General features: G+C 44.6%; 30 protein-coding genes and 1 tRNA gene. 19 read left to right on the top strand and 12 right to left on the bottom strand.

What is annotated here, in order from left to right; all coding sequences use genetic code 11:
- Positions 1-35: 35 nt before the first annotated feature.
- A complete protein-coding gene (gene selB, locus EL144_RS06790) occupies positions 36-1,895 on the bottom strand; it encodes a selenocysteine-specific translation elongation factor (RefSeq protein WP_065336538.1) in 1,860 nt (619 codons plus the stop codon).
- Positions 1,892-3,286, bottom strand: a complete 1,395-nt coding sequence (gene selA, locus EL144_RS06795) for an L-seryl-tRNA(Sec) selenium transferase (protein ID WP_005704829.1) — start codon at positions 3,284-3,286, stop codon at positions 1,892-1,894. The genes selB and selA overlap by 4 nt, the downstream gene beginning before the upstream one ends.
- 152 nt (positions 3,287-3,438) lie before the next feature.
- Between selA and proS the strand changes: the two genes are divergently transcribed.
- The 10 genes from proS (at position 3,439) to EL144_RS11265 (ending at position 11,008) form a co-directional block, all read left to right on the top strand.
- On the top strand, positions 3,439-5,154 hold the full coding sequence (gene proS, locus EL144_RS06800; protein WP_005704828.1) for a proline--tRNA ligase: 1,716 nt from the start codon (positions 3,439-3,441) through the stop codon (positions 5,152-5,154).
- A 63-nt stretch (positions 5,155-5,217) separates the two neighbouring features.
- On the top strand, positions 5,218-5,547 hold the full coding sequence (locus EL144_RS06805) for a DMT family transporter (RefSeq protein WP_032995398.1): 330 nt from the start codon (positions 5,218-5,220) through the stop codon (positions 5,545-5,547).
- Positions 5,548-5,587: 40 nt separating this feature from the next.
- Positions 5,588-5,842 carry an FAD assembly factor SdhE gene (locus EL144_RS06810; protein ID WP_005704826.1) on the top strand — a complete coding sequence of 85 codons (255 nt, stop codon included), beginning with the start codon at positions 5,588-5,590 and terminating at the stop codon, positions 5,840-5,842.
- 133 nt (positions 5,843-5,975) lie between these two features.
- Positions 5,976-6,551, top strand: a complete 576-nt coding sequence (gene rpoE / locus EL144_RS06815; protein ID WP_005702388.1) for an RNA polymerase sigma factor RpoE — start codon at positions 5,976-5,978, stop codon at positions 6,549-6,551.
- Positions 6,552-6,592: 41 nt separating this feature from the next.
- Complete coding sequence (locus EL144_RS06820) at positions 6,593-7,177, top strand: sigma-E factor negative regulatory protein (protein WP_050332935.1); 585 nt, start codon at positions 6,593-6,595, stop codon at positions 7,175-7,177.
- Positions 7,178-7,256: 79 nt separating this feature from the next.
- Positions 7,257-8,213 carry a sigma-E factor regulatory protein RseB gene (rseB, locus tag EL144_RS06825; RefSeq protein WP_005702386.1) on the top strand — a complete coding sequence of 319 codons (957 nt, stop codon included), beginning with the start codon at positions 7,257-7,259 and terminating at the stop codon, positions 8,211-8,213.
- Positions 8,214-8,226: 13 nt separating this feature from the next.
- Complete coding sequence (locus tag EL144_RS06830) at positions 8,227-8,664, top strand: SoxR reducing system RseC family protein (protein ID WP_005704821.1); 438 nt, start codon at positions 8,227-8,229, stop codon at positions 8,662-8,664.
- Positions 8,665-8,739: 75 nt separating this feature from the next.
- Positions 8,740-9,240 (top strand): molybdopterin-guanine dinucleotide biosynthesis protein MobB, encoded by a 501-nt coding sequence (gene mobB / locus EL144_RS06835; RefSeq protein ID WP_032995386.1) that lies wholly within the window; start codon positions 8,740-8,742, stop codon positions 9,238-9,240.
- 16 nt (positions 9,241-9,256) lie between these two features.
- Positions 9,257-10,648 (top strand): DHA2 family efflux MFS transporter permease subunit, encoded by a 1,392-nt coding sequence (locus EL144_RS06840; RefSeq protein ID WP_005704819.1) that lies wholly within the window; start codon positions 9,257-9,259, stop codon positions 10,646-10,648.
- Between the two features lie 265 nt (positions 10,649-10,913).
- Positions 10,914-11,008 (top strand) — tRNA-Sec (locus EL144_RS11265).
- A 76-nt stretch (positions 11,009-11,084) separates the two neighbouring features.
- Here the strand turns inward: EL144_RS11265 and EL144_RS06845 are convergent.
- Positions 11,085-11,429 carry a MerR family transcriptional regulator gene (locus EL144_RS06845; protein WP_005704818.1) on the bottom strand — a complete coding sequence of 115 codons (345 nt, stop codon included), beginning with the start codon at positions 11,427-11,429 and terminating at the stop codon, positions 11,085-11,087.
- Between the two features lie 72 nt (positions 11,430-11,501).
- Here EL144_RS06845 and EL144_RS06850 point away from each other — a divergent pair, with 72 nt between their 5' ends.
- Both EL144_RS06850 and EL144_RS06855 read left to right on the top strand, forming a co-directional pair.
- On the top strand, positions 11,502-12,164 hold the full coding sequence (locus tag EL144_RS06850; RefSeq protein ID WP_032995385.1) for an RBBP9/YdeN family alpha/beta hydrolase: 663 nt from the start codon (positions 11,502-11,504) through the stop codon (positions 12,162-12,164).
- Positions 12,165-12,180: 16 nt separating this feature from the next.
- Positions 12,181-12,540, top strand: a complete 360-nt coding sequence (locus EL144_RS06855) for an EthD domain-containing protein (protein ID WP_032995384.1) — start codon at positions 12,181-12,183, stop codon at positions 12,538-12,540.
- Between the two features lie 59 nt (positions 12,541-12,599).
- Here the strand turns inward: EL144_RS06855 and nlpD are convergent, their stop codons facing one another.
- From nlpD to ftsB, 8 genes are read right to left on the bottom strand one after another with little or no spacing between them, the layout of a single operon-like run.
- Positions 12,600-13,811, bottom strand: a complete 1,212-nt coding sequence (nlpD, locus tag EL144_RS06860; RefSeq protein ID WP_005704814.1) for a murein hydrolase activator NlpD — start codon at positions 13,809-13,811, stop codon at positions 12,600-12,602.
- A 16-nt stretch (positions 13,812-13,827) separates the two neighbouring features.
- Entirely contained in the window at positions 13,828-14,016 is a 189-nt protein-coding gene (locus EL144_RS06865) for a hypothetical protein (RefSeq protein WP_005704813.1), read from the bottom strand.
- Positions 14,017-14,029: 13 nt separating this feature from the next.
- Positions 14,030-14,605, bottom strand: a complete 576-nt coding sequence (locus tag EL144_RS06870) for a YqaA family protein (protein ID WP_005702375.1) — start codon at positions 14,603-14,605, stop codon at positions 14,030-14,032.
- Positions 14,606-14,633: 28 nt separating this feature from the next.
- Positions 14,634-15,374 carry a 5'/3'-nucleotidase SurE gene (surE, locus tag EL144_RS06875; protein ID WP_005702374.1) on the bottom strand — a complete coding sequence of 247 codons (741 nt, stop codon included), beginning with the start codon at positions 15,372-15,374 and terminating at the stop codon, positions 14,634-14,636.
- A 22-nt stretch (positions 15,375-15,396) separates the two neighbouring features.
- Complete coding sequence (gene truD, locus EL144_RS06880; RefSeq protein ID WP_005704812.1) at positions 15,397-16,410, bottom strand: tRNA pseudouridine(13) synthase TruD; 1,014 nt, start codon at positions 16,408-16,410, stop codon at positions 15,397-15,399.
- Positions 16,407-16,886, bottom strand: coding sequence for a 2-C-methyl-D-erythritol 2,4-cyclodiphosphate synthase (gene ispF, locus EL144_RS06885; RefSeq protein WP_032995383.1), 480 nt, complete (start codon positions 16,884-16,886; stop codon positions 16,407-16,409). The genes truD and ispF overlap by 4 nt, the downstream gene beginning before the upstream one ends.
- Complete coding sequence (ispD, locus tag EL144_RS06890) at positions 16,883-17,578, bottom strand: 2-C-methyl-D-erythritol 4-phosphate cytidylyltransferase (RefSeq protein ID WP_005704808.1); 696 nt, start codon at positions 17,576-17,578, stop codon at positions 16,883-16,885. Before ispD ends, ispF begins: the two co-directional genes overlap by 4 nt.
- Entirely contained in the window at positions 17,578-17,856 is a 279-nt protein-coding gene (gene ftsB, locus EL144_RS06895) for a cell division protein FtsB (RefSeq protein ID WP_005702369.1), read from the bottom strand. The genes ispD and ftsB overlap by 1 nt, the downstream gene beginning before the upstream one ends.
- 149 nt (positions 17,857-18,005) lie before the next feature.
- On the opposite strand from ftsB, the gene rpe reads away from it, so the two are divergent.
- The 3 genes from rpe to trpS all read left to right on the top strand — a co-directional run bounded on the left by rpe (position 18,006) and on the right by trpS (position 20,483).
- Positions 18,006-18,680, top strand: coding sequence for a ribulose-phosphate 3-epimerase (gene rpe / locus EL144_RS06900; RefSeq protein WP_032995381.1), 675 nt, complete (start codon positions 18,006-18,008; stop codon positions 18,678-18,680).
- Positions 18,681-18,682: 2 nt separating this feature from the next.
- Positions 18,683-19,357, top strand: a complete 675-nt coding sequence (locus tag EL144_RS06905) for a phosphoglycolate phosphatase (RefSeq protein WP_005704805.1) — start codon at positions 18,683-18,685, stop codon at positions 19,355-19,357.
- Positions 19,358-19,478: 121 nt separating this feature from the next.
- Positions 19,479-20,483 carry a tryptophan--tRNA ligase gene (gene trpS / locus EL144_RS06910; protein ID WP_005704804.1) on the top strand — a complete coding sequence of 335 codons (1,005 nt, stop codon included), beginning with the start codon at positions 19,479-19,481 and terminating at the stop codon, positions 20,481-20,483.
- A gap of 133 nt (positions 20,484-20,616) precedes the next feature.
- On the opposite strand, the gene EL144_RS06915 is transcribed toward trpS, so the two are convergent.
- Positions 20,617-21,234 (bottom strand): MarC family protein, encoded by a 618-nt coding sequence (locus EL144_RS06915; protein ID WP_005704803.1) that lies wholly within the window; start codon positions 21,232-21,234, stop codon positions 20,617-20,619.
- Positions 21,235-21,314: 80 nt separating this feature from the next.
- Here EL144_RS06915 and EL144_RS06920 point away from each other — a divergent pair, with 80 nt between their 5' ends.
- The 4 genes from EL144_RS06920 (at position 21,315) to EL144_RS06935 (ending at position 25,448) form a co-directional block, all read left to right on the top strand.
- Positions 21,315-23,240: an ABC transporter ATP-binding protein gene (locus tag EL144_RS06920; protein WP_005704802.1), complete on the top strand. Its 1,926-nt coding sequence runs from the start codon at positions 21,315-21,317 to the stop codon at positions 23,238-23,240.
- A 136-nt stretch (positions 23,241-23,376) separates the two neighbouring features.
- Positions 23,377-24,438 carry a recombinase RecA gene (gene recA / locus EL144_RS06925; protein ID WP_005704800.1) on the top strand — a complete coding sequence of 354 codons (1,062 nt, stop codon included), beginning with the start codon at positions 23,377-23,379 and terminating at the stop codon, positions 24,436-24,438.
- 78 nt (positions 24,439-24,516) lie between these two features.
- On the top strand, positions 24,517-24,975 hold the full coding sequence (gene recX, locus EL144_RS06930) for a recombination regulator RecX (RefSeq protein ID WP_005704799.1): 459 nt from the start codon (positions 24,517-24,519) through the stop codon (positions 24,973-24,975).
- An 83-nt stretch (positions 24,976-25,058) separates the two neighbouring features.
- Positions 25,059-25,448, top strand: a complete 390-nt coding sequence (locus tag EL144_RS06935) for a RidA family protein (protein WP_005704798.1) — start codon at positions 25,059-25,061, stop codon at positions 25,446-25,448.
- The last annotated feature ends 14 nt before the right edge of the window (positions 25,449-25,462 follow it).

Below are 25,462 nucleotides of genomic sequence, written 5' to 3' on the forward strand. Positions count from 1 at the left end.
TGTGTTAAAAAAACGTTGTCAAAAATGACCGCACTTTATAGATCAAACACGTCCGCATCGCGCAATACGTGAATATTGCCTTTGCGACGCAGGAAGCCACAGCGGTCGAAATATTCCACCAGTTGGACGGTCATTTTGCGTCCGAATTGTAAGACGTCTCGCAATTCGTTGACCGAAAAGCCTTCTTTCCCGGCGACAAGCTGTTTGATTAAGCGTGCGGTGGCATAAATGTTCTCGGTCAGGAAGAAACGGTCTTTTACCACGGCGGTGAGATAGCCTAATTTACCGGCTTTGTAGAGGAAGTTGCGCATAGCGCTTTCTTCCTGTCCTAATAAGCCGGCAAGATCACGCACCCACAACGCTTGTCCGTTATGTTGCTCAAATTGTTCAAGAACTTGCTGCCATAATGCGCGTTCTTGTTCATTAAATTGAATTTTATGATCGGCGGTGTGTAGCCAGCCACGGGTTTGCTGTAGTTGATTTTCGGCTAATAATTCATCAATAAAATGATAAATCAGTTTTTCCGGCTGGTTCAGTGCCGCAATGCGATATAAACGGGCTTTACCTAAGCCGAGTTGGTCGGGATGTTGTTCGTGATATTGCGCAAGTGCGGTCAATAATTTTGACGTTTGTTGCGTGCGATAATCGGCATTAAAGCACCAGCTTTGGAAGCGAATGTCGCCGTTTTTTTCAAGAATCTTGTTCAGTTGGGCGTTTGTCAGCTGTTCAATCCACATCAACTGCTCGGCTTCCACCGCATGATTTTGCAGATAAAGTGCGGTGCGTTTTTCGGCTGTTTCTGCTTGAATCAGTTGGCGTAAATAATCGAAACGGGCTTCTGTGCGCTTATGGCGTTTCGGGGAATGGATTTCAATCACTTTTGCGCCACCGAGTACGGCGGTCGAGTTGCTGTTGCGTAAGATGATTTTGTCACCATGCGCCAAAAACAACGGTTGTTCTAAAATCAGTTCTGCCAGCGCGTGTTGCTGAGGTACGAGTTTGGGTTGTTGTAATAACGTCAGCTTGCCCGTGGTGTGTGAGGCGGCGTGATAAATATGCACCGGTTGGCTTTCGTTCAGTGGAATCTGGTTTTCTAGCCAAACGGTGACGCGATCTGTCGCTTTAGCAGGCGGTTGGGAGAACAACCAATCGCCGCGCTCAATTAACGTGCGGTCGAAATCCAAGTTAATATTTAACGCGAGGCGTTGCCCTGCCAAGCCTTCTGTGCTTTGTTCGTTTTGTGCGTGGATATTTTTCACCCGCACTTTTTGTCCATTGCTTAAATACAATTCGTCGTCAATGGCAACTTTGCCCGCAAATGCAGTGCCCGTCACCACGGTGCCGGCACCTTTAATGGTAAAAATACGGTCGATGGCATAACGGAACGGTTTTTCTGTGTCCGATAATTCCGGCAACTGCGCCAAATAATCGCGTAATGTTTCAATACCCTGACCGCTGGTGGCAGAGGTCACGAAGAATTTACTGTTCGCCAAGATGGCATATTGTTCGCATAACTGTTGTTCTAATGCGTCAATTTGTTGCGCATCGGCGCGGTCGGCTTTGGTGATCACCACCATGATTTCCTGCAATTGCAACAAGCTCAAAATGTTTAAGTGCTCGATGGTTTGCGCTTGCACGCCTTCGTCTGCGGCAACGATAAGCATGGCGTAATGAATGCCGCCCAAGCCTGCCAACATATTGGCAAGAAAACGTTCGTGCCCCGGTACGTCGATAAAGCCGAGGATTTGATCTTTTAACGGCAAATAGGCGTAGCCCAAATCAATGGTCATGCCGCGTTTTTTTTCTTCCGGTAAATGCGCCGTATGCGTGCCAGTGAGGGCTTGTAATAGCGCGGTTTTGCCGTGGTCAACGTGTCCGGATGTGACAATAATCATAGTGCCTCCAACGTGTTGAGCAAGCGTTCGAGATTGGCCAAACTGCGTAAATCCAACCAAATTTTATCCCGTTCAATACGCCCGATAACCGGTTGTGGTAGCGCCAATAAACGGGCGAAAAGTGCGGTGGTTTTTGTCGGCATTTTTTCTGTTGCCGGCGCAATGGTTACCGCGACAGACGGAATCCGTGCCAACGGTTGGGAGCCGCTACCAACCTGCGCTTCGCTTGGTTCGATAGCAACAAGGTAGTCTGTATTTAAGCGATTTTCCAACCGCACTTTCAATTGTTCTGCTTGTGCTTGTAATTGGGCTACTGGCTGAGTAAGCAGATGAAGTGCGGTCAGTTTTTCGGTAATTTTTTCCGGTTGCAAATATAAACGTAAAGTGGCTTCCAGTCCGGCAAGGGTGACTTTGTCGCAACGTAGCACACGTTTGAGCGGATGGGCTTGTAGCTGTTGAATCAATGCTTTTTTACCCACGATAATGCCCGCTTGTGGCCCGCCAAGCAGTTTGTCGCCGGAGAAGGAAATCAAATCCAGACCCTGTTGCAATTTTTCTTGTACCGTCGGTTCTTCCGGCAAATTGAATTGTTTCAGATCAATTAACGCGCCGCTACCTAAATCCGTGATGACCGGAATGCTAAACTCTTTGCCTAATTCTGCCAGTTCTTGTTCATCAACAGAATGCGTGAAACCGCAAATTTGGTAGTTGCTGCTGTGAACTTTCATTAAAAAGGCGGTGTTTTCGTTAATTGCGTTGCGATAATCTTTTAAATGGGTGCGATTAGTGGTGCCCACTTCCACCAGTTCGCAACCGGCCTGCGCCATGATGTCGGGAATGCGGAAAGCACCGCCGATTTCAATCAATTCACCACGGGAGATGATCACCTCTTTACCCTGCGCGAAAGTCGCCAACATCAGTAATACCGCCGCTGCGTTGTTGTTCACTACACAGGCCGCCTCTGCGCCCGTGAGTTGTTGCAGTAAGTCGCTGATGTAGTTGTCCCGATGGTTCCGCTCGCCAGCCGCTAAATCATATTCTAATGCCACATTGTCCTGCATGGCATCCAACGCCGCCTGTTGTGCCGCCGGTGACCACAACGCGCGCCCAAGATTGGTGTGCAATACCGTGCCGGTTAAATTATGTACGCTCTTAATGTTCACCTGTTGTTGTAACAATAATTGTTGGTGGATATGTTGAAAGGTGGCGTCGGTTGTTTGCAAAAAGTGCGGTAGGTTTTCATGGTGTTTTATGTGTTCGCGTGCTTGTTGCAACAAGTCACGGCAAACATTAACGGTGGCGGTGTGGCCAAATTCTGCGATAAATTGCTCGCCTTGCGGGGTTTTGAGCAATTTGTCAACGGCGGGAAGGGCTTGATAAAGGGCTGACATGATGATTCCTTTTCTTTAGCTTAAATTGTCCGTGTCAATGCGCTGTTATGGCGTGCAAAAACTGATTTCTTTCTTGCTTTTGCTTGCGCATTAGATACACTATCGCCAATTTTTTTCTCAAGTTTCAAATTCTAAGAATTATAGGTAATTCAATGCGTACAAGTAAATATTTATTCTCCACCTTAAAGGAAACCCCGGCGGAAGCGGCGGTGGTGAGCCACCAATTAATGTTGCGTGCCGGTATGATTCGTCCTCTTGCGTCAGGTCTTTATAACTGGCTGCCGACCGGTTTGCGCGTGCTGAAAAAAGTGGAAAATATTATTCGCGATGAAATGAATAAAAGCGGCGCCATCGAAGTGGAAATGCCGGTAGTGCAACCCGCGGAATTGTGGCAGGAATCCGGCCGTTGGGAGCAATATGGTCCGGAATTATTGCGTTTTGAAGATCGCGGCAATCGTAATTTTGTTTTAGGCCCGACTCACGAAGAAGTGATTACCGATTTAGTGCGTCGTGAAGTGAGTTCTTATCGCCAACTTCCCCTTAATTTGTATCAAATTCAAACCAAATTCCGCGATGAAGTGCGTCCGCGTTTCGGCGTGATGCGCGGTCGTGAGTTTTTGATGAAAGATGCCTATTCTTTCCATACATCCAAAGAAAGTCTGCAAGAAACCTATGAAGTGATGTATCAAACTTATAGCAATATTTTCAGTCGCTTAGGCTTAGATTTCCGTGCGGTGCAGGCAGATACCGGTTCTATCGGCGGTAGCGCGTCTCATGAGTTCCAAGTGTTGGCCAATAGCGGCGAAGATGATGTGATTTTCTCCACCGAGTCCGATTATGCGGCGAATATCGAACTTGCCGAAGCCGTTGCCGTAGGTGAACGAGCACAACCGACTAAAGCGATGGAATTGGTGGATACGCCAAACGCGAAAACTATCGCAGAATTGGTTGCGCAATTTAATTTGCCGATTGAGAAAACCGTGAAGACGCTGATTGTAAAAGGTGCAAATGAAGAACAACCGTTAGTGGCGTTAATCATTCGCGGCGATCATGAATTAAATGAAGTCAAAGCGGAAAAACTAGCAGAAGTGGCTTCTCCGCTTGAATTTGCCGATGAAGCGGCAATTAAAGCTAAAATTGGCGCAGGCGTGGGCTCACTTGGGCCGGTAAATTTAAACATTCCGGTGATCATTGACCGCAGTGTGGCAATCATGTCTGATTTCAGTGCAGGTGCCAATATAGACGGTAAACATTATTTCAATATTAACTGGGAACGCGATGTGGCATTGCCAAAAGTAGCGGATATTCGTAACGTTGTTGAAGGCGACCCAAGTCCGGATGGCAAAGGTACGTTATTAATTAAACGTGGTATTGAAGTGGGACACATTTTCCAATTGGGCGACAAATATTCCAAAGCCATGAACGCTACCGTGCAAGGTGAAGACGGCCGTCCTATGGTGTTGACCATGGGCTGTTACGGCATTGGCGTTACCCGCGTGGTGGCTGCCGCTATTGAACAACATCATGACGAGCGCGGCATCATTTGGCCTTGCGACGAAATGGCTCCGTTCACCGTGGCTATCGTGCCGATGAATATGCACAAATCGGAAAGCGTGCAAGAATTCGCTGAGGATTTATACCGCACTTTATTGGCGCAAGGTGTGGAAGTGATTTTTGATGACCGTAAAGAACGCCCGGGCGTGATGTTTGCCGATATGGAACTTATCGGTGTACCACACATGGTGGTGATTGGTGAGAAAAATTTAGCCAACGGCGAAATCGAATATAAAAACCGCCGCACGGGTGAAAAACAAATGATCGCCAAAGATCAGTTATTGGATTTCTTGAAGAGTCAGGTTAAGGCGTAATTGTTATAAAGTGCGGTTGGAATTTTAGTTGGATTTTCGACCGCACTTTTTATGTGTGAACTCATGAACCCTTGGATTCTTCTGGCTTTTTCCATTGCGTTGGAAATTGTTGCCACTAATTTATTGAAAGTCAGTGACGGTTTTACTAAGGTGGTACCGACCGTTGCGTCGTTAACGCTTTATGCAATTTCCTTTTATTGTGTGTCTATCGTATTTCGGACACTTTCCGTCGGCTTAGTGTATGCTATTTGGTCCGGGGTAGGGATTGTGTTGACGGCGGTGGTGGCTTATTTTGCATTTGGTCAGAAAATCGACACTGCCGGCTTAATTGGTATGGGATTGATTATTTTCGGTGTTTTGGTGATTAATTTGTTTTCACAAAGTGCACACTAACTTATATAATCTGGCCGATTTTTGTTAATTGGAGATCAGAATGAAACATTATGATCCATTGCGTGTTGAGTGGGATTGTCGGCGTGGAATGCTGGAGTTGGATAAGGTAATTATGCCCTTTTACAAACAGCATTTCGAGCAGTTAAATGAGTATAAAAAAGCGATTTTTGTTCGCTTGTTGACTTGTACCGATTTGCAGTTGTTTTCTTGGTTTTTTAATAATGGCAAAATCGATGATCCGGAACTAGCTGAAATGGTGGCGGAAATTCAACAAAAGTTAAACTTAACTCTTTGATTTTTAATGTTCATAAATTTTATTTCATTTTCCCTTAATTTTATGAACTTTTTTTCATTCACTTCGTCTAACGCAGTACGAGAGCTTGCTGGCTTTGCAATGAAAGCCTGTTAGACGTGATATATGAGGTTATATGGCTGAACAGCTAACAGATCAGGCTTTGGTAGAGAGAGTGCAGCAAGGGGATAAGAAGGCCTTTAATTTATTAGTAATACGTTATCAAAATAAAGTGGCTGGATTACTTACTCGGTATATTTCACCGAATGATATTCCTGATGTTGTACAAGAATCGTTTATAAAAGCATATCGTTCAATAGATTCTTTTCGTGGTGATAGTGCTTTCTACACTTGGCTGTATAGAATCGCGGTTAATACCGCAAAAAATTATTTAACTGCACAGGGTCGTCGCCCGCCAAATGAAGATATTTTGGCTGAAGATGCAGAATCCTATGATGTGGGAACAAATTTACGGGATGTGGATACTCCCGAAAATGAAATGTTATCCAATGAGTTGAAGAAGATAGTGTTTGATACCATCAAAGGTTTACAAGAAGATTTACGTACAGCCATTACGTTACGTGAACTCGAGGGATTAAGTTATGAAGAGATCGCAGAAATAATGGATTGTCCAGTAGGTACCGTAAGATCACGGATTTTCCGGGCGCGTGAAATCATTGAAAGCAAAGTCAAGCCGCTTTTGCAGCGTTAATTTAAAACAGGAATACAACTACGGTTAGTCGGAGTATAAAAATGCAAAAAGAATTACTTTCAGCATACATTGATGGTGAAGAAGTTAGTACTGAATTCACCGACCAATTATGCCAAGATGCGGATTTGCAAGAAAGTTGGGCGAATTTCCACACAATTCGCGCTGTAATGCGTCAAGAAACTGGTATTTTCTTAGGCGCAGACTTCTCAACTAAGATGGAAAGTCTGATTGCTGAAGAAGAAATTCATGTGGCACACCCGGTGGTTTCCCAGCCGTTGCCACAAGAGGTTGAAAAATCTCCATTTATGAAGAAACTTAAAGCTTGGTTTGTGCCTATGACACAAGTCGCTGTTGCTGCGAGTGTGTGCTTAGTGGCCGTTTTAGGTGTTCAATCCTTTAACACTAAGTCTGTTTCTCCGGCCTCTACAGATACGCCGGTATTGCAAACATTACCTTTTAACAATGGTGTGCAAGAAGTGAGCTATAACGCACCTAGCAAAGATGTAATGACAGCCGAACAGCTTGAACAAAAAAATAAACGAATTGGTGCTATGTTGCAAAGTTATGAATTACAACGTCGAGTTTACGCGGATTCCATAAATTTGGGACAAGACCACAATAAATGATATATACTTCGGTATGACTGTTTTTCGTAGAATTCACCACCATCTTTTGGTGGTGAATTTGTTTATTGAGAGTTTGCCAATGTTAAAAACATTTCTAAAAAACACCGCACTTTTCTTATTGTTGATCTGTTCATTTTCCTCTTTGGCGGAAGAAACACTCTCGCCAAAACAGCTTTTACAGGAGATGAAAAAAGCCTCCGATCAATTAAATTATGAATTTTCTTTCATTCAAACCACGCCTTCCAATATGGATTCTTTGCGTTATCGCCACTTTAAAGCAGATGGAAAAACCTATGCTCAGTTGGTGACGCTTGATGGTGCACAACAGGAAATTGTTCAGCGGGATGATTTAATCAGCTATTTCCAGGCGAACTATCAGCCTTTTACTATTAATGGCGAAGGTATTATTGATAATTTGCCGCCATTGTTGCAGAGCAATTTCAGCGCACTAGAAAAATATTATGACTTTGTGTATATCGGCCGTAATCGTGTGGCAGATCGTGTTGTACAAACTATTCGAATTTTGCCGAAAGATGACTTTCGTTATCAATACTTAGTTTTTATTGATGAAGAAAACCATTTGTTACTTCGCAGCGATATGTTGGATAGTGATGGTAATTTATTAGATCAGTTCCGTGTAGTGAATTTATATATCGGTGATGGTTTGTCCGGTTTGGTTGAATATTTGAATCATGTTACTATACCGCCATTACTGTTGGATAAAAAAGCCAATAAAACGCCTTCATTTAGTTGGCAGCCCGGTTGGTTGCCGAATGGATTCAAGTTAGTTAATCATAGCATTGAAACTGATTCAGGAGAGAAAATCGAGTCACAGCTTTATAGTGATGGTTTATTTTCTTTCACCCTATATGTTTCTGCAAAAATTGCTGATACTGATAAACAAGATAGCACTTGGCGTCAGGGCGCTTACACGATTTATAGCGAAAGTGTGGATAACAAAGAAGTGACGATTATCGGTCAGGTACCAATTTCCACAGCAAAACGTATAGTGCAGGATATTAAGCTGAGAAAATAGTAAGCAGGTTGCCATGTTGACAGAAAGTGCGGTGGTTATTGAATATGAGTCCGGTCGGGCAAAAGTAAAATGCCAAGCTCAGAGTGCTTGCGGAGCCTGCTCGGCAAAGTCTGCCTGTGGCACTTCTGCCTTGTCGGACCTTGCTGGTACAGGTGCCCGTGGTGAGCATATTTTTACCGTTGAAACCATCACGCCGCTGAAAGTGGGACAACGGGTAGAAATCGGATTATCGGAACATTCGTTGATTAAATCTGCGTTGGTGGTGTATTGCGTGCCGTTATTTACTTTGTTGTTTAGCACATGGTTATTTGACGGGGTGTTTGATCACGAGTTAGTCAGCGTTATTTTTATCTTTTTGGCGACTGCACTTTCATTTTTTGCGGTGCGTTGGTATGCCAAAAAACTTAATCATAAATCCACTTATCAACCCGTATTATTACGGGTTTTATAACTTCGACAACGGATTCCTTTTCTGGTTTAGGTTGGTATATAATCAGACCCATTCAACCCTCTCTAAGGATCATTTATGCTCCCCATGCTCGGCATTACCGGCCACAGTGGTAGTGGCAAAACCACATTATTAGAAAAGCTTTTACCTGCATTACAACAGCGAAATTTACGCCCTGCGGTCATTAAACATAGCCATCATAACGCGCAAATTGACAAAGAAGGCAAGGATAGTTGGCGTATGAAAGAGGCGGGATCTGCACAAGTGATTATGACGTGTGATCAACGTTGGGCGTTGATGACAGAAACACCGCAAAGTGCGTCTCTAGCTTATTTGGCACAACAATTTGATGCCACGTTAACCGATTTTGTGTTGGTCGAAGGCTTTAAGCAGGAACCGATTGAAAAAATTCTACTGCACCGCCGAGATATGACGAAGCCATTGCCTGTGATTGATGATCATGTATTAGCAGTGGCAACTGATTATCCGTTAGACTGCGACAAACCAGTTTTAGATATAAATCATATCGACCAAGTTGCTGAGTTTATCGTGACTTGGTATCAACAAAAGTGCGGTTAAAATTAAGAGTATTTTTATGAGTGAGCGTCAGAATTATCGTAACTTAGCTTGGATTGCTGCTATAGCGTTATTTATGCAATCTCTTGATGCCACTATTCTAAACACTGCCTTGCCTGCTATCTCCGCCAGCCTGAATGAATCGCCATTAGAAATGCAAATGACAATTATCAGTTATGCTCTCACCGTCGCGTTATTCATTCCACTTACCGGCTGGGTGGCGGACAAATATGGCACACTAAACGTCTTTCGTGTTGCTGTCGGCATTTTTGTGTTGGGTTCTGTTGCCTGCGCTATGGCAAATTCATTAAATGCTTTGATTTTGTCTCGTATTTTGCAAGGCTTCGGTGGTGCATTAATGATGCCTGTGGCGCGTTTGGCAATTATTCGTCATGTGCCGAAAACTCAATTAGTCGCTGCATGGAACGCCATGGCAATGGCTGGGCTTATCGGCCCGGTGATGGGGCCTATTGTTGGTGGCTGGTTAGTGACACATGCCACTTGGCATTGGATTTTCTTAATTAATATTCCTATTGGCTTACTAGGCATCTGGTTTGCGGGGCGTTATATGCCGAACAGCACAGGCAAAATTAATAAATTGGATTGGTTTGGTTTCGTATTGTTTGCTAGCGGATTGGCAGGCGTTACTCTTGGTTTGGATTTACTTTCGGAAGATAGGGTTAGTCAATGGAGCACCGCTCTTATTTTGCTCATTGGGGTTCTCAGTTTTGTTGTTTATTGTTTCTATGCACAGCGCGTACAAACCCCCTTATTACCACTAAATTTATTTACTGTTCGAACCTTTCGCGTAGGTATTATTGCTAATGTTTTTATTCGTTTAACCGGCTCCGGTATCCCCTTTCTCATGCCCTTAATGTTACAACTTGTATTTCATTACAGTGCCGAAATTGCCGGTTGGTTATTGGCACCTATTGCACTTAGCTCCATTGTCACTAAATCCTTTGCCAGCAAAATTTTGTCGCGTTTTGGCTACAAAACAACGCTAATTTTCACCGCACTTTCTATGACAATTGCTATTGCGACCATGAGTCTGCTTAATCAACAAACGTCATTATTGCTGCTTATCTGCATCTTGGCATGGTACGGTAGTTGTATGTCTATTATCTTCACCGCCGTCAATACCTTGACTATCAGTGAGTTAAGTGACCAAAATGCGAGTGCCGGCTCCACCTACCTCAGTGTAATCCAACAAGTCGGTATTAGCGTGGGTATCGCTGTCTCTGCCGTGATTCTCGATATTTACCGTCATGTTATCGGCCAACAAGGTGACCAATTACAACAAGCCTTCAACTACACTTTCCTCACCTCTGCGCTATTTGGCATCCTGTTGTTATGGGTTCTGAGCTATCTTAAAAAGGAAGATGGTGCGGGAAATTTTCATCGAAAATAGGTACAAAAGTTATCGTGATAGGTTGCTGAAAAATAAAGAATTAGGGAAAGGTTATTCCTCTATTAAATGCCTTGATATTATTTGTTCATCCTTTCTTAAATAAAGTAACGAGTATCCCATTATGGGAAATACTGTATAAATAGATTTATCAACGTTATCTCAAACATCTAAAGATGTAATATTCCACATAAAATGAATCGATTATTTTGCTGTCTTACTTGAATCGCTCCAGCTTTTGCGCTAAAGTTCGCATCAATTTCCAAAAGGAAGATCGTCGTTTCCGGTGAGGCGGCAGGACTTCAAATCCTGTTGAGGCTGCCAGCAGTCTCGGGTAGGTTCAACTCCTACGATCTTCCGCCAGTAAATCCTTTCTAATCAAAATAATAAAAAAAATCACCGCACTTTTGTTGTAAATAAGCAGTTTTTAAACCCAACTTTATTTCTCTTCCATGTTCAGTAATTGTTCAATAAGCCTTTTGGATTGATTGAGGGATGTTATTTGTTCATGGATATCCGTGAGTCTAGTTTTTAGTTTGCTTCGCAAGCTATCACAAAAATGTTGTGGTTTTTCGTTGAGGCAAGTTCGTAACAGCGCAATATCTTTCAACGCCAATCCTGCGTGATTGAGTAAAATTACTTTTTTCACATAATCAATATCTTGCTTGTCATAACTTCGGTATCCATTAGCATTGCGTAATGGATTGATTAAGTTAAATTTTTCATAAAAACGTATCATGCGAACGCTACTGCCACAGGCTTTGGCGAATTCTCCGATTTTCATTGTTCCTCCTGCTTGACCCTAACATTGTGTCACACTTTATATTATAGCGGTTTAAGTACACAAGGAGGATTTATGAATAGACGACAATTTTGTTATTTAAGTCTTGGTGCAGGGGCGGTAGTAAGTAGTATGGCATTTGGCCAGAGTTCCTCAGCGACGCAACAGTATAAAGTTTTTATTATTCATGGTTATGGCGCGACGCCGCAGGATCATTGGTTTCCTTGGTTGAAACAGCAAACATCACAATACGAGATTTCGACCGTTATGATTCCTTTCCCAAATAGCGAACATCCCGATTTTGAGCGTTGGCAGCAAACGTTACGAGATTATGTCGGTATGCCTGATGAGCGTTGTATTTTTGTTGCTCATAGCTTGGGAACGATTAGTTTATTGCATTATTTGAGCGTGATGTGTCCTAAGCGAATTGGAGGAATGATTCTAGTAGCCGGTTTTGCCGGGCGGATTCCGGGACTGGCAACAATTAATGATTTTAATATTGATGCCTACGTTGATCGAACAACAATTGATTTTGCTGCAATTCAAACCATGACGTCGAAAATTTACTGCGTTATTAGTGACGATGATTACATTGTGGTGCCGAAAAGTAGCCATTTATTGGCACAACAACTACACGCGCAAATTATTAATGTGGAAAAGGGCGGACACTTTTTGGCGACGGATGGCTTTACTCAATTACCACAAGCATGGTTGGCACTTAAACAATGCATACAATAATTTCATAGGAGGGATGATGTTTAAGATCATTATGCTAATTACTAAAAAAGCGTCTCTATCGACAACTGAATTTACTCGGTTATGGCGATTACATTCCCAAAAAGTCGAGGATTTTAAGGAAGTATTGAGAATTCAGCGTTATTGTAAAACCGTTCCATTAACCGGTGGGAATCAACTGAGTACGCAAAGGGAAACGCTACCTTTTAAGTTCGATGCTATGGGCGAATTATGGTATGGTTGCAAAGATGATTTTTTGCGTACCAGAGATTCAGAGGAAGGCAGAAGGGTTTTAGCTATTCTTAAGGAAGACGAAAAACGCTTTGTGGATTTGTCTAATTCCGTTATGTGGCTGGGTGAGGAAGAACAAGTGCTTTAAACAAAAGTGCGGTCAGAAAAACACTTAAATTTCTGACCGCACTTTTTCCTTTATATGGATTAACGACGAGGTAAATAACGGGTTGGATCGACCGATTTACCTTTGTAGCGAATTTCAAAGTGAAGTTTTACGCCGTTGGTACCGGTGCTGCCCATTTTGGCAATTTGTTGACCGGCTTTCACTTCCTGTTGGTCTTTCACTAAGATGCTGTCATTGTGGGCGTAGGCACTGAGGAAGTCATCGTTGTGTTTGATGATGATCAGATTTCCGTAGCCACGTAACGCATTGCCCGCGTAAACTACACGACCGCCGGCAGCCGCGTTAACCGCTTGTCCGCGTGAACCGCTGATGTCGATACCTTTATTGCCGCCATCAGAGTTTGAGAAACCTTGGATAACGTTACCGTTGGTCGGCCAACGCCAAGCGACGTTAGAGACGGCCGGCGCGGTTTCTGTTGGTGTTACTTGGCCTGTGGTCGGTTGTTGCACCTGTGTCGTCAATGGCGCATTAGACGGCGATGTACCGCCTACACCGGCTTTGATCGGACCGGTAATGGTACCATCAGAGCCATATTGTGTACCGTTAGCGCCTGGAGTATAGGTAATCGTTGGTTCGGTTGCGCCCGGTTGAGTCGTTGCTTGCATAGGCTGAACCGGCGTGGTTTTTGCCGTCGGTTGTGGGGTGGCAGAGCGTCCGTTAGACACCTTTAAGGTTTGCCCCACGCTTAGACTATATGGCTCTTTCATGTTATTTAACGCGGCCAACTCTTTTACATCTAAGCCGGAAATATAAGCAATGAGGAACATGGTATCGCCTTTACGTACGGTATAAGTTTCCCCTTTATAGAAGCCTTTGTTAATTTGGGTATAATCCGGCGCGTTAGTGGTTGGGTTACGCGGGATGGTAAAATCCTGTGAAGCCTGCTGAGGGTGTGTTTGTGCCACAGGTTGTGGTTGCATCTGTTGCACTGGCTGTTGTACCGGTTGTGGTTGTTGATAGGTCGGCTGGAAATTTGGTTGTGGTGTGGATTGTGCACCGGTACCTTGCATATTGCCACCTTGTTGCATTGGGCCATTCATGGAATTCGGTACATTACTTTGAGTAATTTGCGGTTCCCAGGTGGCATTGCCACCATCGGAACTACCGTCCACTGCCTGCATCATGCCCGGAGAAAGTGTGCCGTCGGCGTTTTCTACCGGTGCCGGTGAGTTTGAGCTACAAGCTGCAAGTACAGCGAGCGTTATTGGTAAAAGTAAAAAAGATTTTTTCATTTTTTTGATTCCTTAATTATTTCATATTCGTTGGCATACTATGTTGTTGGATTTCAGGCATCCAGCTCCCCCCTGCGATTGCACCTGTGCCTTCTACCGGTTGCATAATCCCCGGTGGAAGTTCATTTTCATCTTTTGGCGCGTCTTGCGAAGAACAGGCCGCGAGCGTTAACATCATAGACAATAACAAAATCAGTTTATTCATTTGATCACCTTGCTTAACGTAGAATTAAATAAGCGATGACGGCTAAAACAACCACCGCCCATCCAATAATTTCAATAGATTTGCGTAATTTCGCCGCAAATTTTTCACCACCCCAAGCGGCTAATTTCGCGACTAAGATAAATCGTGCTGCGCGAGAGATAAAGGCGGTGAGAACAAACGGCAGAAATGCCATGTGCATCACGCCGGCGCAAATGGTAAATACCTTATAAGGAATTGGCGAAAACCCTGCCACAAACACTACCAAAATGCCCCATTTTTCAAACCAGTGAATCGCCGTTTGCCAATGTTCTTGATAACCCCATTGCGTAATGTATTGTTCTACCAAGTCAAAGGCGTAATAACCCAATGCGTAGCCAATCATGCCACCCAAGACGGAGGCAATAGCTGTTAACCAGGCGAATTTCATTGCGCTTTGTGGCTTTGACATAGACATTGGAATTAACATCACGTCGGGTGGAATGGGGAAAAAAATGGCTTCGATAAAACTCACGAAAGATAACCAAAAAGGTGCGAAACGATGTTTCGACCAAATCATGGTTTTATCATACATTGCACCAAACAGGTTCATTTCGCTTCCCTAATTTCAAAAATCTGCATTATTCACTTTCTAACCAATGTTGTAAAGCGCTGATTGACTGGTGTGCAGTCATGTCTACTTGAATCGGCGTGATGGAAACATAGCCGTTTTTTACCGCATGAAAATCGGTGCCTTCGCTTTCATATTCAGGCAATCCGCTTAGGCCTATCCAATAAATATCTTCATCACGTGGGCTTTTTTGTTTAATCACTTCAGCAGCTGAGGAGCGATAGCCCAAGTGGCAGACTTTGATACCTTTGAGTTCTTCGTAAGGCACATCCGGCACGTTAATGTTCAAAATTTGATGTTTACCCAATAATTGCGAATGCAATTTAGGGACTAAATCGCACACCACGCGGGCCGCCGTTTCAAAGTGCTGGCGGCCATCGAGCGACACAGCAATGGCCGGTAAGCCTAAATGGCGCCCTTCAAAGGCAGCAGCTACGGTGCCGGAGTACAAAACGTCATCGCCTAAATTGGCTCCGGCGTTAATGCCGGAAACCACTAAATCCATGCGTCCGGAAAGAAAACCGTTGAGCGCAATATGCACGCAATCGGCCGGCGTGCCGTTGACGCAATAGTCGCCGCTTTCCAAACGTAACGGTTGGAGTGGCTTAATTAAGGTTAGTGAGCTGGAAGCCGCGCTGCGATTGCTGTCCGGTGCCACAATAGTGACATTGGCGATATTGCGTAGTGCTTGTGCCATTACACGGATACCCGGCGCGTGAATGCCGTCATCGTTACTTAATAAAATATTCATGTTTTTCCTATTTTTCTTCTTGTTATTCGTCGGCGATGTTTACCAGCTCGCGCGCTAAAGCGGTGGCATAACTGCCTGCTGGTAAATAAAATTTCAAACGTAAGCCGTTTGGTTCAAATTGCCATTGGAATTGCTGTGGCTGCATTAATATTGGGCGCCGTGCCGCTTTCATGCGTTCTTGTCGCATTAAATCAAACAATGCTTGATGTTGGGCGAAAATTTCATTTTCAAAATCGACCGCACTTTTATCTTCTTCGCCGATAAGTGGCGCGGTGAGTAAAATATCCTGCTGTATCAAGCGTTGTTGCAGTTGTGTTAAATCTTCCGATGCGTCCGCCACAAACCAACTGTGCGAGCCGTTAAGTTGCAAAACATCTCCATTTAAGACCTGCTGAGCCAAGCCAAGTTCAATACGCTTGGCCACAATAAGGTTGAAAACCTCACTGCGTGCAGCAGAAAGATAGAAGCTACGTTTATTGCGATCTTTTACTTTAATTTCGCCATTTGCCCAGCGTAACGCCTGCGTTAAGTTATTGCCATCTCGGCCAAAACGTTGTTCGGTGAAATAATTTGGGAAACCGTTTTTTACCAGAAAATCTAACCGCACTTTGAGTTCATCGGTTTCTTCGGCGTTGCGGAGCAAAATCTCAAAATGATTGCCTTGTAGGCTACCGATACGAATTTTCCGTTGGTGGCGGGTGACTTCCAGAATTTCTACCCCTTCGAGGGAAAATTGACTGAAATCCGGCGTTGGCTGTCCGGGCATTTGCAGACTGAACCATTGCTCGGTAACGGCTTTGCGATCTTTCAAACCGGCGTAGCTCATATTGCGGGCAGAAATACCGGCGAATTTTGCCAGTTGCTCGCCTACAAACAAGGTGTTGCAATCGGTTTTGCGTACTTTCACGACAACAAATTCGCCGTCGCCACTCATGTCGTAGCCAAGCTGTTCTTTGACCACAAAATCTGCACATTCCGCTTTTAAAAGTGCGGTCTGTTTTGGCGGTGTTTTTTGCAGATAGGCTAAATCCATCATGATTTGCGTACCAATAAGGCGACTGCTTCGCAGGCAATGCCTTCACCGCGACCGGTAAAGCCAAGCTTTTCTGAGGTGGTGGCTTTGACGTTGACTTGTTCGATGTCAACAGACAAATCCTGTGCGATCAGGGCGCGCATGGCATCAATATGCGGGCGCATTTTCGGTGCTTGGGCGATAATGGTCACATCCACGTTGCCTACGATATAGCCTTTTTCCTGTACTTGACGGTACGCTTCCCGTAGTAACACGCGGCTGTCTGCGCCTTTGTATTGCATGTCCGTGTCGGGAAATAATTTGCCAATGTCACCCAAAGCTACAGCGCCGAGTAAGGCATCGGTTAGCGCATGGAGCGCCACATCCCCGTCGGAATGGGCGATAAAGCCTTTATCAAAGGGGATGGTGACGCCGCCGATAATGAGCGGATTGTCGGTGCCGAAAGCGTGAACATCAAAACCATGGCCGATTCGTATCATTTTGTCTTCCTCATTAAATAAAATTCCGCCAGCGCCAAATCTTCCGGACGGGTAACTTTAATATTGTCGCTACGTCCCGCCACCAAGTGCGGTTGAAATCCCGCAAGTTCCATGGCAGAGGCTTCATCAGTCACGGCAAGCTGTTGCTGTTGGGCGTGGATTAACGCGTTTCGTAATAGCTCCGCGCGGAAAAACTGCGGCGTCTGCGCCAACCAAAGTTGGCTGCGATCTTCGGTGTGGGCAATTTGTTGTGAAGGCAGCGCACGCTTGATGGTATCCGTCGCCGGAATCGCCAAAATCGCGCCGTTGTCATCAGTAATTTCAAGTAATTTGTCTAAATCGCCATGCGTTAAGCAAGGACGTGCCGCATCATGCACCATTACCCAAACATCCGTGCCGGCATTTTGTATCGCTTTTAATCCGTTTAACACCGAATCAGCGCGGGTTTCACCGCCTTCTACTAAGGTGATTTTCGGGTTTTGTGTCAGATTAAGTTGAGCAATGTAAGGATCATCGGCAGCCACTGCCAACACGATTTGGCTGATGTGCGGATAAGAAAGCAACACGTTTAAGGTGTGCTGCAAAATGGGTTGTCCGTGAATAGGAAGGTATTGTTTCGGTTTGTCCGCCTGCATCCGACTGCCAACGCCGGCCGCCGGCACAACGGCGATAATCTTGCGATTTGAGATCATTATTTGTGTTCTTTGACGATGTGATAGAAAGTTTCGTTTGGTTTCACCATTTCATGTTGCGAACGCGCCCGTTCTTCAATGGCATCCACCCCTTCTTTGAGATCTTTGATTTCTGCGGCAATGATTTGATTTCGCTGGGAAAGTTTTTCGTTTTCCTGTTGATGTACGGCAATTTCTTTGGTGGTGTTTTTGTAATCCCAATAACCGTTTTTACCGAACCAAAAATCATATTGGAACAGCAATAACACCGCAATGAGTAAAGAAATAAATAAACGCATAAAAAATAATAAATCGAGAAAAATTGTGCTTAGTTTACCTTGAATCGCGTCAAAATGCGATATTGCGCCGTTCTGCGCCGAATAATTTCTTAAAAATCGGGCTGTATCGTAGTAAGATAAGGCAATTTTTAACAGCCAGTGAGGTGCCTATGAAACCCTATTTAATTGCTCCTTCCATTCTTTCCGCTGACTTGGCGCGTTTGGGCGAAGATGTGGAAAATGTCTTAAAGTGCGGTGGTGATGTGATTCATTTTGATGTAATGGATAACCACTATGTGCCGAATCTGACCTTCGGCCCTGCCGTGTGTAAGGCGTTGCGTAATTACGGTATCACTGCGCCGATTGACGTGCATTTAATGGTGAAGCCTGTAGATCGCATTATCCCTGATTTCGCCAAAGCCGGCGCCAACTACATTACCTTTCACCCTGAAGCCTCCGAGCATATCGACCGCACTTTGCAACTTATCCGCGACAACGGCTGTAAATCCGGTTTGGTGTTCAACCCGGCAACACCGTTAAGTTACCTGGATTATGTGATGGACAAAGTGGATGTCATTTTGCTAATGTCCGTGAATCCGGGCTTTGGTGGGCAATCCTTTATTCCTGCGACCTTGGATAAACTCAAACAGGCAAGAAAATGCATTGATGAGAGCGGATTGGATATTCGCTTAGAAGTGGACGGCGGCGTGAAAGTCAGCAACATTGCAGAAATCGCTCGCGCCGGTGCGGATATGTTCGTTGCCGGATCGGCGATTTTCGATCAACCGGACTACAAAAAAGTCATTGATGAAATGCGTCAACAGTTAGCCGCAGTAGGAAAATAAGCATGACAGGACAGTTTAAATTAATCGGTTTTGATTTGGATGGCACCTTGGTAGACAGCCTGCCTGATTTGGCGCTATCCGTGAATTCAGCGTTAGCAGAATTCGATTTGCCACAAGCGCCTGAAGCGTTGGTGCTTACTTGGATTGGCAATGGCGCGCAGATTTTAATTGCCCGCGCGTTAGAATGGGCAACGGCACAATCAGGCAAAACCTTGACGGACGCTCAAATTGCCACATTAAAGGAACATTTTAATGTCTTTTACGGTGAAAACATCTGCAATCGCAGCCGTTTATTCCCTCACGTGAAAGAGACTTTGCAGAAACTTAAAGCTAAAGGCTATCGTTTGGCTGTTGTTACCAACAAACCGACCCAACACACCCGCCCCGTGTTGAAGGCTTTCGGCATTGAAGACTTATTCGATGAAGTGTTAGGCGGACAATCGTTACCGGCCATCAAACCGCACCCGGGCCCGCTGTTCTATTTATGCGGTAAATTCGGTTTATACCCGAAACAAGTGCTGTTTGTCGGCGATTCCCGCAACGATATTATTGCCGCCCATAATGCCGGTTGCCCGGTGGTGGGGTTGACTTACGGTTACAACTACAATATTCCAATCTCTGAATCCCATCCGGATTGGGTGTTTGAGGATTTTGCGGAGTTATTGACGATTGTTTGATTGATTCTTCTGAATGGATGGCGCAAACGTCCACGTTTGTGCCTTTATTTAATTTTGGCTACAGCACAAGCGTGGACGCTTGCGCTATCAATAATAAGATTTAAAAATTAAGGATGTAAAAATGACCAAACCTATCGTGTTCAGCGGCGTACAGCCATCAGGTGAATTGACTATCGGTAACTACCTCGGTGCGTTGCGTCAGTGGGTGAAAATGCAGGATGACTACGAATGCCTGTTCTGTATCGTGGATCAACACGCCATCACCGTACGCCAAGATCCGGCGGCATTACGCAAAGCCACATTGGACGTGTTGGCGTTATATTTAGCCTGCGGTATCGACCCGGCAAAATCCACGATTTTCATTCAATCTCATGTGCCGGAACACGCGCAACTGGCTTGGGTGTTAAACTGCTATACGTATTTCGGCGAAATGGGTCGTATGACCCAGTTTAAAGACAAATCCGCCCGTTATGCAGAAAACATCAACGTAGGTTTGTTCACTTATCCGGTGTTAATGGCGTCGGACATCTTGCTTTATCAAGCCAACCAAGTGCCGGTAGGCGAAGACCAAAAACAACATTTGGAAATCACCCGCGACATCGCGCAACGTTTTAATTCCTTATACGGACCGCACTTTGCTGTGCCGGAAGTGTTCATCCCGAAAGCAGGTGCGCGCGTAATGTCCTTGCTAGAGCCGGAAAAGAAAATGTCCAAATCCGATGAAAATCGCAACAATGTTATCGGCTTATTGGAAGACCCGAAAGCGGTCGCGAAGAAAATTAAACGCGCGGTAACCGACTCCGATGAGCCGCCGGTGATTCGTTATGACGTGAAAAACAAAGCGGGCGTGTCCAATCTTCTCGACATTCTTTCCGGCGTAAGCGGCAAAACCATCGCAGAACTTGAGCAGGAATTTGAAGGCAAAATGTACGGTCACTTGAAAGGTGCTGTCGCCGACGAAGTTTCCGCCATGTTGACTACCTTGCAGGAACGTTACTACCACTTCCGCAACAACGAGGAATTACTTCTCCAAATCGCCAAAGAAGGTGCCGAAAAAGCGAAAGCTCGCGCACAGGCTACTTTAGCAAAAGTGTATGATGCCATTGGGTTTATTGGTGCGAAGTAAGTGATTCCAGATAAAAACAAAAGCGGCGTTAAAGCCGCTTTTTATTTCAAACTAAAAGCCGGATACAAACAAAAAGTGCGGTGAAAATTCATTTTAAATTTCGACCGCACTTTATAGAAAACAAATCGATTAATTAACTCATCTGCGTAAAGAAATCGCGAATCCCCACTAGCATATTATTAATCGCAACCGCCGCTAAAATTAGCCCCATTACACGGCTGATAACCGCCGCGCCGGTATTGCTGATCCAGCGTTGAATGCGGTTGGCCGCGAGGAATAAGAAATAGGTGATCAGCAAGACGGACAACATGATTAGCGTTGTCATGGTTTGGTCGAACAGGCTGAAGCGGTGATTATCGGTGAGCAATACAATGGCCATCATGGCGCCGGGTGAGGCAATGGACGGCACAGCCAACGGGTAAACCGCCAGTTCGTTTAGATTGGACGAGAGTCTCATTTCCTGTTCCGGTTTGCCTTCGCCGAAAATCATGGTTAAGGCAAACAGCAATAACACCAATCCGCCGGCGATTTGGAAGGCGGTGAGAGGGATTTGCATGGCTTCTAATAAAGCTTGCCCGGCAAGCAGGAAGAAAATCAAAATGCCGGCGGAAATCATAACGGCTTTACGTGCGATTTTGTGACGATCTTCCACTGATAATCCAACTGTCTTGGTTAAATAGACAGGGATGGAGCCGATTGGGTCAATAACCGCCCATAGCACTACAAATTGAACGACGAGAGAATCAAACATTGGCAACTCCGATAAAAAAGTGGAAAATAACGCGCGTATTTTTATGAACTGATATCTTATATTAAATTCGTTATAAACCAATGCTTTTTTTCACAAATTTAACCTTAAAACGGGGCTTGACTACGCTCCTCGAAAACGCCAATGCGACCATTAATCCGGGCCAGAAAGTCGGCTTAGTCGGTAAAAATGGCTGCGGAAAATCTTCCTTATTCGCTTTATTGAAAAATGAAATGAGCGCCGAAGGCGGCGAGGTGTCTTTTCCGTCAAATTGGGCGTTGGCGTGGGTGAATCAAGAAACGCCTGCGCTAGATTGTCGCGCCATTGATTATGTCATTCAGGGTGATCGCGAATATACCCGTTTACAACAGGCGTTACAGCAAGCGAATGCCGAGAATGACGGCAATGCCATTGCTACTTTACACAGCCGGTTAGATACCATTGATGCATGGACGATAGAAGCCCGTGCCGGCGAGTTATTACACGGTTTAGGCTTTACTCAAGCGGAATTGGAGCAGCCGGTCAGGGCGTTTTCCGGCGGTTGGCGGATGCGCTTGAATTTGGCTCAAGCCTTGATTTGCCGTTCTGATTTGTTATTGCTTGATGAACCGACCAACCACTTGGATTTAGACGCCGTGATTTGGTTGGAGCGTTGGTTAAAACAATATCAGGGCACATTAATTCTGATCTCGCACGATCGCGACTTTTTAGATCCGATTGTCGGCAAGATTTTGCATATTGAACAACAAAAACTCAATGAATACACGGGCGATTATTCTTCTTTTGAATTGCAACGGGCAACCAAATTGGCTCAACAGAGCGCTATGTATCGCCAACAACAACTGAAAATCGATCACTTACAGCGTTATATTGACCGTTTCAAAGCCAAAGCCACCAAGGCTAAACAGGCGCAAAGCCGTATTAAGGCATTGGAACGCATGGAAAAAATTGCACCGGCGTATGTGGATAATCCGTTTCATTTTGAATTTCGTGAGCCACTCTCCCTGCCAAGCCCTTTGTTAATGATGGAAAATGTCTCTGCCGGGTATGGTTTGGGCGAAAGTGTGGTGGAAATTTTAAGCAAAATTAAACTGAATCTGGTGCCCGGTTCACGTATTGGTTTGCTCGGTAAAAATGGCGCAGGAAAATCTACCTTAATTAAATTATTGGCAGGCGAAATCCCCCCGACCGGCGGCACGATTCAATTGGCAAAAGGTGTGCAGTTAGGCTATTTCGCACAACATCAATTGGATACGTTACGCGCGGATGAAAGCGCCTTGTGGCATTTGCAAAAAATTGCGCCTCAACAAACGGAGCAACAACTGCGCGATTATTTAGGCGGATTTGCTTTTCACGGCGACAAAGTCAATCAGCCAGTGGCGTCTTTTTCCGGTGGCGAAAAAGCGCGCTTGGTATTGGCGCTCATTGTGTGGCAACGCCCGAACTTACTGTTACTGGACGAACCGACCAACCACTTGGATTTGGATATGCGCCAGGCGTTGACCGAAGCGTTGGTGGATTATCAAGGTTCTTTGGTATTGGTGTCGCACGATCGTCATTTGTTGCGCAGCACCGTGGATGAATTTTATTTGGTGCACGATAAACAGGTGGAAGAGTTTAAAGGTGATTTGGCGGATTATCAGAAGTGGCTGAACGAGCAGAATGCACAGCCAGCAGTGATAAAAGCACAAAATGAGCTCAGCGAAAATGAAAATTCTGCCGCTAGCCGTAAAGAGCAAAAACGCAAAGAGGCAGAATTGCGTCAACAACTGGCGCCACTGCGTAAACAGGCCACACAGCTGGAAAATCAAATGGAAAAACTGGGTACGCAATTACAGCAGATTGAAATGGATTTAGCGGATCCGAGTTTGTACGACGTAGAAATGAAAGCAAAACTGACCGCACTTTTAAGTGATCAAGTGCTAGTTAAAAAGCAATTGGAAAGCGTAGAAGCCGACTGGTTGGCACTACAAGAAAGCATAGAAGACATCATGTCTCAAGCAGAATAAAACGCAAAAATAATTGTGTTTTGGAAGCGGTATCACATTATTTTTAAAAAGATCAAAATTTCACTTGATACTGTATATTGATACAGTTATTATAAGCGCAAATTTTGATAATGCATTTTTCCCCCGAGGTATAAACATGGCAACTCAAGAAGAAAAACAAAAAGCGCTCGAAGCCGCGTTAGGTCAAATCGAAAAACAATTTGGTAAAGGCGCTATCATGAAATTAGGCGACAGCCAAAAATTGGATATTGAAGCGATTTCCACCGGTTCCTTCGGTCTTGACTTAGCGTTAGGGATCGGCGGTTTGCCAATGGGACGTATCGTTGAAATTTTCGGACCGGAATCTTCCGGTAAAACCACTTTAACGCTTTCTGTTATTGCCGAAGCGCAAAAAGCGGGTAAAACCTGTGCCTTTATTGATGCGGAACATGCCTTAGACCCAATTTATGCCTCTAAACTGGGCGTGGATGTGAAAGAGTTGTTGGTTTCTCAACCGGACAACGGCGAGCAAGCGTTAGAAATCTGTGATGCCTTAGTACGTTCCGGTGCGGTGGATGTGATTATTGTTGACTCCGTTGCAGCCTTAACGCCGAAAGCAGAAATTGAAGGCGACATGGGCGATTCTCATGTGGGCTTGCAAGCACGTCTTATGTCCCAAGCGTTGCGTAAATTAACCGGACAAATTAAAAATGCCAACTGTTTAGTGATTTTCATCAACCAAATCCGTATGAAGATCGGCGTGATGTTTGGTAACCCGGAAACCACTACCGGTGGTAATGCACTGAAATTCTATGCCTCTGTGCGTTTGGATATTCGTCGTGTCGGTTCAATTAAAGAAGGCGATGAAGTGATTGGTAACGAAACCCGCGTGAAAGTGGTGAAAAACAAAGTCGCACCGCCGTTCCGTCAAGTAGACTTCCAAATTCTGTATGGCGAAGGTATTTCTAAAGAAAGCGAACTGATTGATTTAGGTGTGAAACACAAGCTCATCAGTAAAGCAGGCGCATGGTATGCTTATCAGAATGAGAAAATCGGTCAGGGCAAAACCAATGCGATGAAATGGTTAAAAGATAACCCTGAACAAGCGAAAATCATTGAAAGCACGTTGCGTGATGAGTTATTGGCTCACCCGGAATCTGCGATTACGGCTGACTCTGACAACGAAGCGCAAGGTAATATCGAGAGTGATTTTGAATAAATGCGTTATCCTAAAAAGTGCGGTCAAAAATGACCGCACTTTTGTTATCTCCAGAGGTAAAAAGACAAGGGGCGGAATATGTCTTCGTTAGCATTAGGTTATGTGATGAATTTACTGTCACGACGAGAATATAGCGAATTTGAATTACGTTGCAAAATGCAAGAAAAGGCATTTACCGAGGAGGAGATTGAACAGGTTATTGCCCACTGCCAACAAAAAAATTGGCAAAATGATCAGCGTTTTACCGAAAGTTATTTGCACAGTCGTTCACAGCGTGGCTATGGTTTGCAGCGAATCAAACAGGAATTACGTCAACTGAAAGGTGTGGAAAGTGCAACCATTGACGTGGCGCTTAGTCAATGTGATATCGATTGGTCAGCGTTGGCGTTAAACGTGTTACGCAAAAAATTTCCCAATTACATGGAAAAACAACCGCCGAAGATGAAACAGAAAATCTGGCAATATATGTTATCGCATGGGTTTCATTCTGATGAATTCGCCGATTATGTGGGGTCTGAATCTCAGGAATTTGACTAAAATAGCACCTGAGAAAACTGACATTCCCCTTATTTCGGCGTAGAATTACCGACAATCAGATAACGTTAAATTAAGGAGAAAAAATGACTAAAGTAATTCATACCGATAAAGCACCTGCAGCCATTGGTCCTTATGTACAAGCTGTTGATTTAGGCAATTTGGTTCTCACGTCCGGACAAATTCCCGTTAATCCGACAACCGGCGAAGTGCCGAAAGAGATCGTTGCACAAGCCCGTCAATCTTTAGAGAATATTAAAGCCATTGTTGAACAAGCGGGATTGAGTGTTGCCCACATTGTAAAAACCACGGTTTTTGTAAAAGATCTCAATGACTTTGCTGCAGTTAATGCAGAATATGAACGTTTTTTCAAAGAAAATAATCATCCGAGCTTCCCGGCACGTTCTTGCGTGGAAGTTGCTCGTTTGCCAAAAGACGTTGGTGTGGAAATTGAAGCGATCGCTGTAAGAGCCTAGTTTTCAGCGTGTTT

This window comes from Aggregatibacter aphrophilus ATCC 33389, from assembly GCF_900636915.1.
Taxonomy (GTDB): domain Bacteria; phylum Pseudomonadota; class Gammaproteobacteria; order Enterobacterales; family Pasteurellaceae; genus Aggregatibacter; species Aggregatibacter aphrophilus.

Bases quoted from the DNA above. Each gene is read 5' to 3' on its own strand.
- EL144_RS06805 (WP_032995398.1), top strand. From the start codon at position 5,218: ATGAACCCTTGGATTCTTCTGGCTTTTTCCATTGCGTTGGAAATTGTT.
- EL144_RS06820 (WP_050332935.1), top strand. From the start codon at position 6,593: ATGCAAAAAGAATTACTTTCAGCATACATTGATGGTGAAGAAGTTAGT.
- EL144_RS06845 (WP_005704818.1), bottom strand. From the start codon at position 11,429: ATGAAAATCGGAGAATTCGCCAAAGCCTGTGGCAGTAGCGTTCGCATG.
- ispD (WP_005704808.1), bottom strand. From the start codon at position 17,578: ATGATCTCAAATCGCAAGATTATCGCCGTTGTGCCGGCGGCCGGCGTT.
- truD (WP_005704812.1), bottom strand. From the start codon at position 16,410: ATGATGGATTTAGCCTATCTGCAAAAAACACCGCCAAAACAGACCGCA.
- EL144_RS06810 (WP_005704826.1), top strand. From the start codon at position 5,588: ATGAAACATTATGATCCATTGCGTGTTGAGTGGGATTGTCGGCGTGGA.
- recA (WP_005704800.1), top strand. From the start codon at position 23,377: ATGGCAACTCAAGAAGAAAAACAAAAAGCGCTCGAAGCCGCGTTAGGT.
- EL144_RS06830 (WP_005704821.1), top strand. From the start codon at position 8,227: ATGTTGACAGAAAGTGCGGTGGTTATTGAATATGAGTCCGGTCGGGCA.
- selB (WP_065336538.1), bottom strand. From the start codon at position 1,895: ATGATTATTGTCACATCCGGACACGTTGACCACGGCAAAACCGCGCTA.
- rpe (WP_032995381.1), top strand. From the start codon at position 18,006: ATGAAACCCTATTTAATTGCTCCTTCCATTCTTTCCGCTGACTTGGCG.
- EL144_RS06935 (WP_005704798.1), top strand. From the start codon at position 25,059: ATGACTAAAGTAATTCATACCGATAAAGCACCTGCAGCCATTGGTCCT.
- EL144_RS06855 (WP_032995384.1), top strand. From the start codon at position 12,181: ATGTTTAAGATCATTATGCTAATTACTAAAAAAGCGTCTCTATCGACA.
- EL144_RS06905 (WP_005704805.1), top strand. From the start codon at position 18,683: ATGACAGGACAGTTTAAATTAATCGGTTTTGATTTGGATGGCACCTTG.
- rseB (WP_005702386.1), top strand. From the start codon at position 7,257: ATGTTAAAAACATTTCTAAAAAACACCGCACTTTTCTTATTGTTGATC.
- nlpD (WP_005704814.1), bottom strand. From the start codon at position 13,811: ATGAAAAAATCTTTTTTACTTTTACCAATAACGCTCGCTGTACTTGCA.
- EL144_RS06850 (WP_032995385.1), top strand. From the start codon at position 11,502: ATGAATAGACGACAATTTTGTTATTTAAGTCTTGGTGCAGGGGCGGTA.
- EL144_RS06870 (WP_005702375.1), bottom strand. From the start codon at position 14,605: ATGAACCTGTTTGGTGCAATGTATGATAAAACCATGATTTGGTCGAAA.
- selA (WP_005704829.1), bottom strand. From the start codon at position 3,286: ATGTCAGCCCTTTATCAAGCCCTTCCCGCCGTTGACAAATTGCTCAAA.
- EL144_RS06865 (WP_005704813.1), bottom strand. From the start codon at position 14,016: ATGAATAAACTGATTTTGTTATTGTCTATGATGTTAACGCTCGCGGCC.
- EL144_RS06920 (WP_005704802.1), top strand. From the start codon at position 21,315: ATGCTTTTTTTCACAAATTTAACCTTAAAACGGGGCTTGACTACGCTC.
- ispF (WP_032995383.1), bottom strand. From the start codon at position 16,886: ATGATACGAATCGGCCATGGTTTTGATGTTCACGCTTTCGGCACCGAC.
- rpoE (WP_005702388.1), top strand. From the start codon at position 5,976: ATGGCTGAACAGCTAACAGATCAGGCTTTGGTAGAGAGAGTGCAGCAA.
- trpS (WP_005704804.1), top strand. From the start codon at position 19,479: ATGACCAAACCTATCGTGTTCAGCGGCGTACAGCCATCAGGTGAATTG.
- mobB (WP_032995386.1), top strand. From the start codon at position 8,740: ATGCTCCCCATGCTCGGCATTACCGGCCACAGTGGTAGTGGCAAAACC.
- EL144_RS06840 (WP_005704819.1), top strand. From the start codon at position 9,257: ATGAGTGAGCGTCAGAATTATCGTAACTTAGCTTGGATTGCTGCTATA.
- EL144_RS06915 (WP_005704803.1), bottom strand. From the start codon at position 21,234: ATGTTTGATTCTCTCGTCGTTCAATTTGTAGTGCTATGGGCGGTTATT.
- proS (WP_005704828.1), top strand. From the start codon at position 3,439: ATGCGTACAAGTAAATATTTATTCTCCACCTTAAAGGAAACCCCGGCG.
- ftsB (WP_005702369.1), bottom strand. From the start codon at position 17,856: ATGCGTTTATTTATTTCTTTACTCATTGCGGTGTTATTGCTGTTCCAA.
- surE (WP_005702374.1), bottom strand. From the start codon at position 15,374: ATGAATATTTTATTAAGTAACGATGACGGCATTCACGCGCCGGGTATC.
- recX (WP_005704799.1), top strand. From the start codon at position 24,517: ATGTCTTCGTTAGCATTAGGTTATGTGATGAATTTACTGTCACGACGA.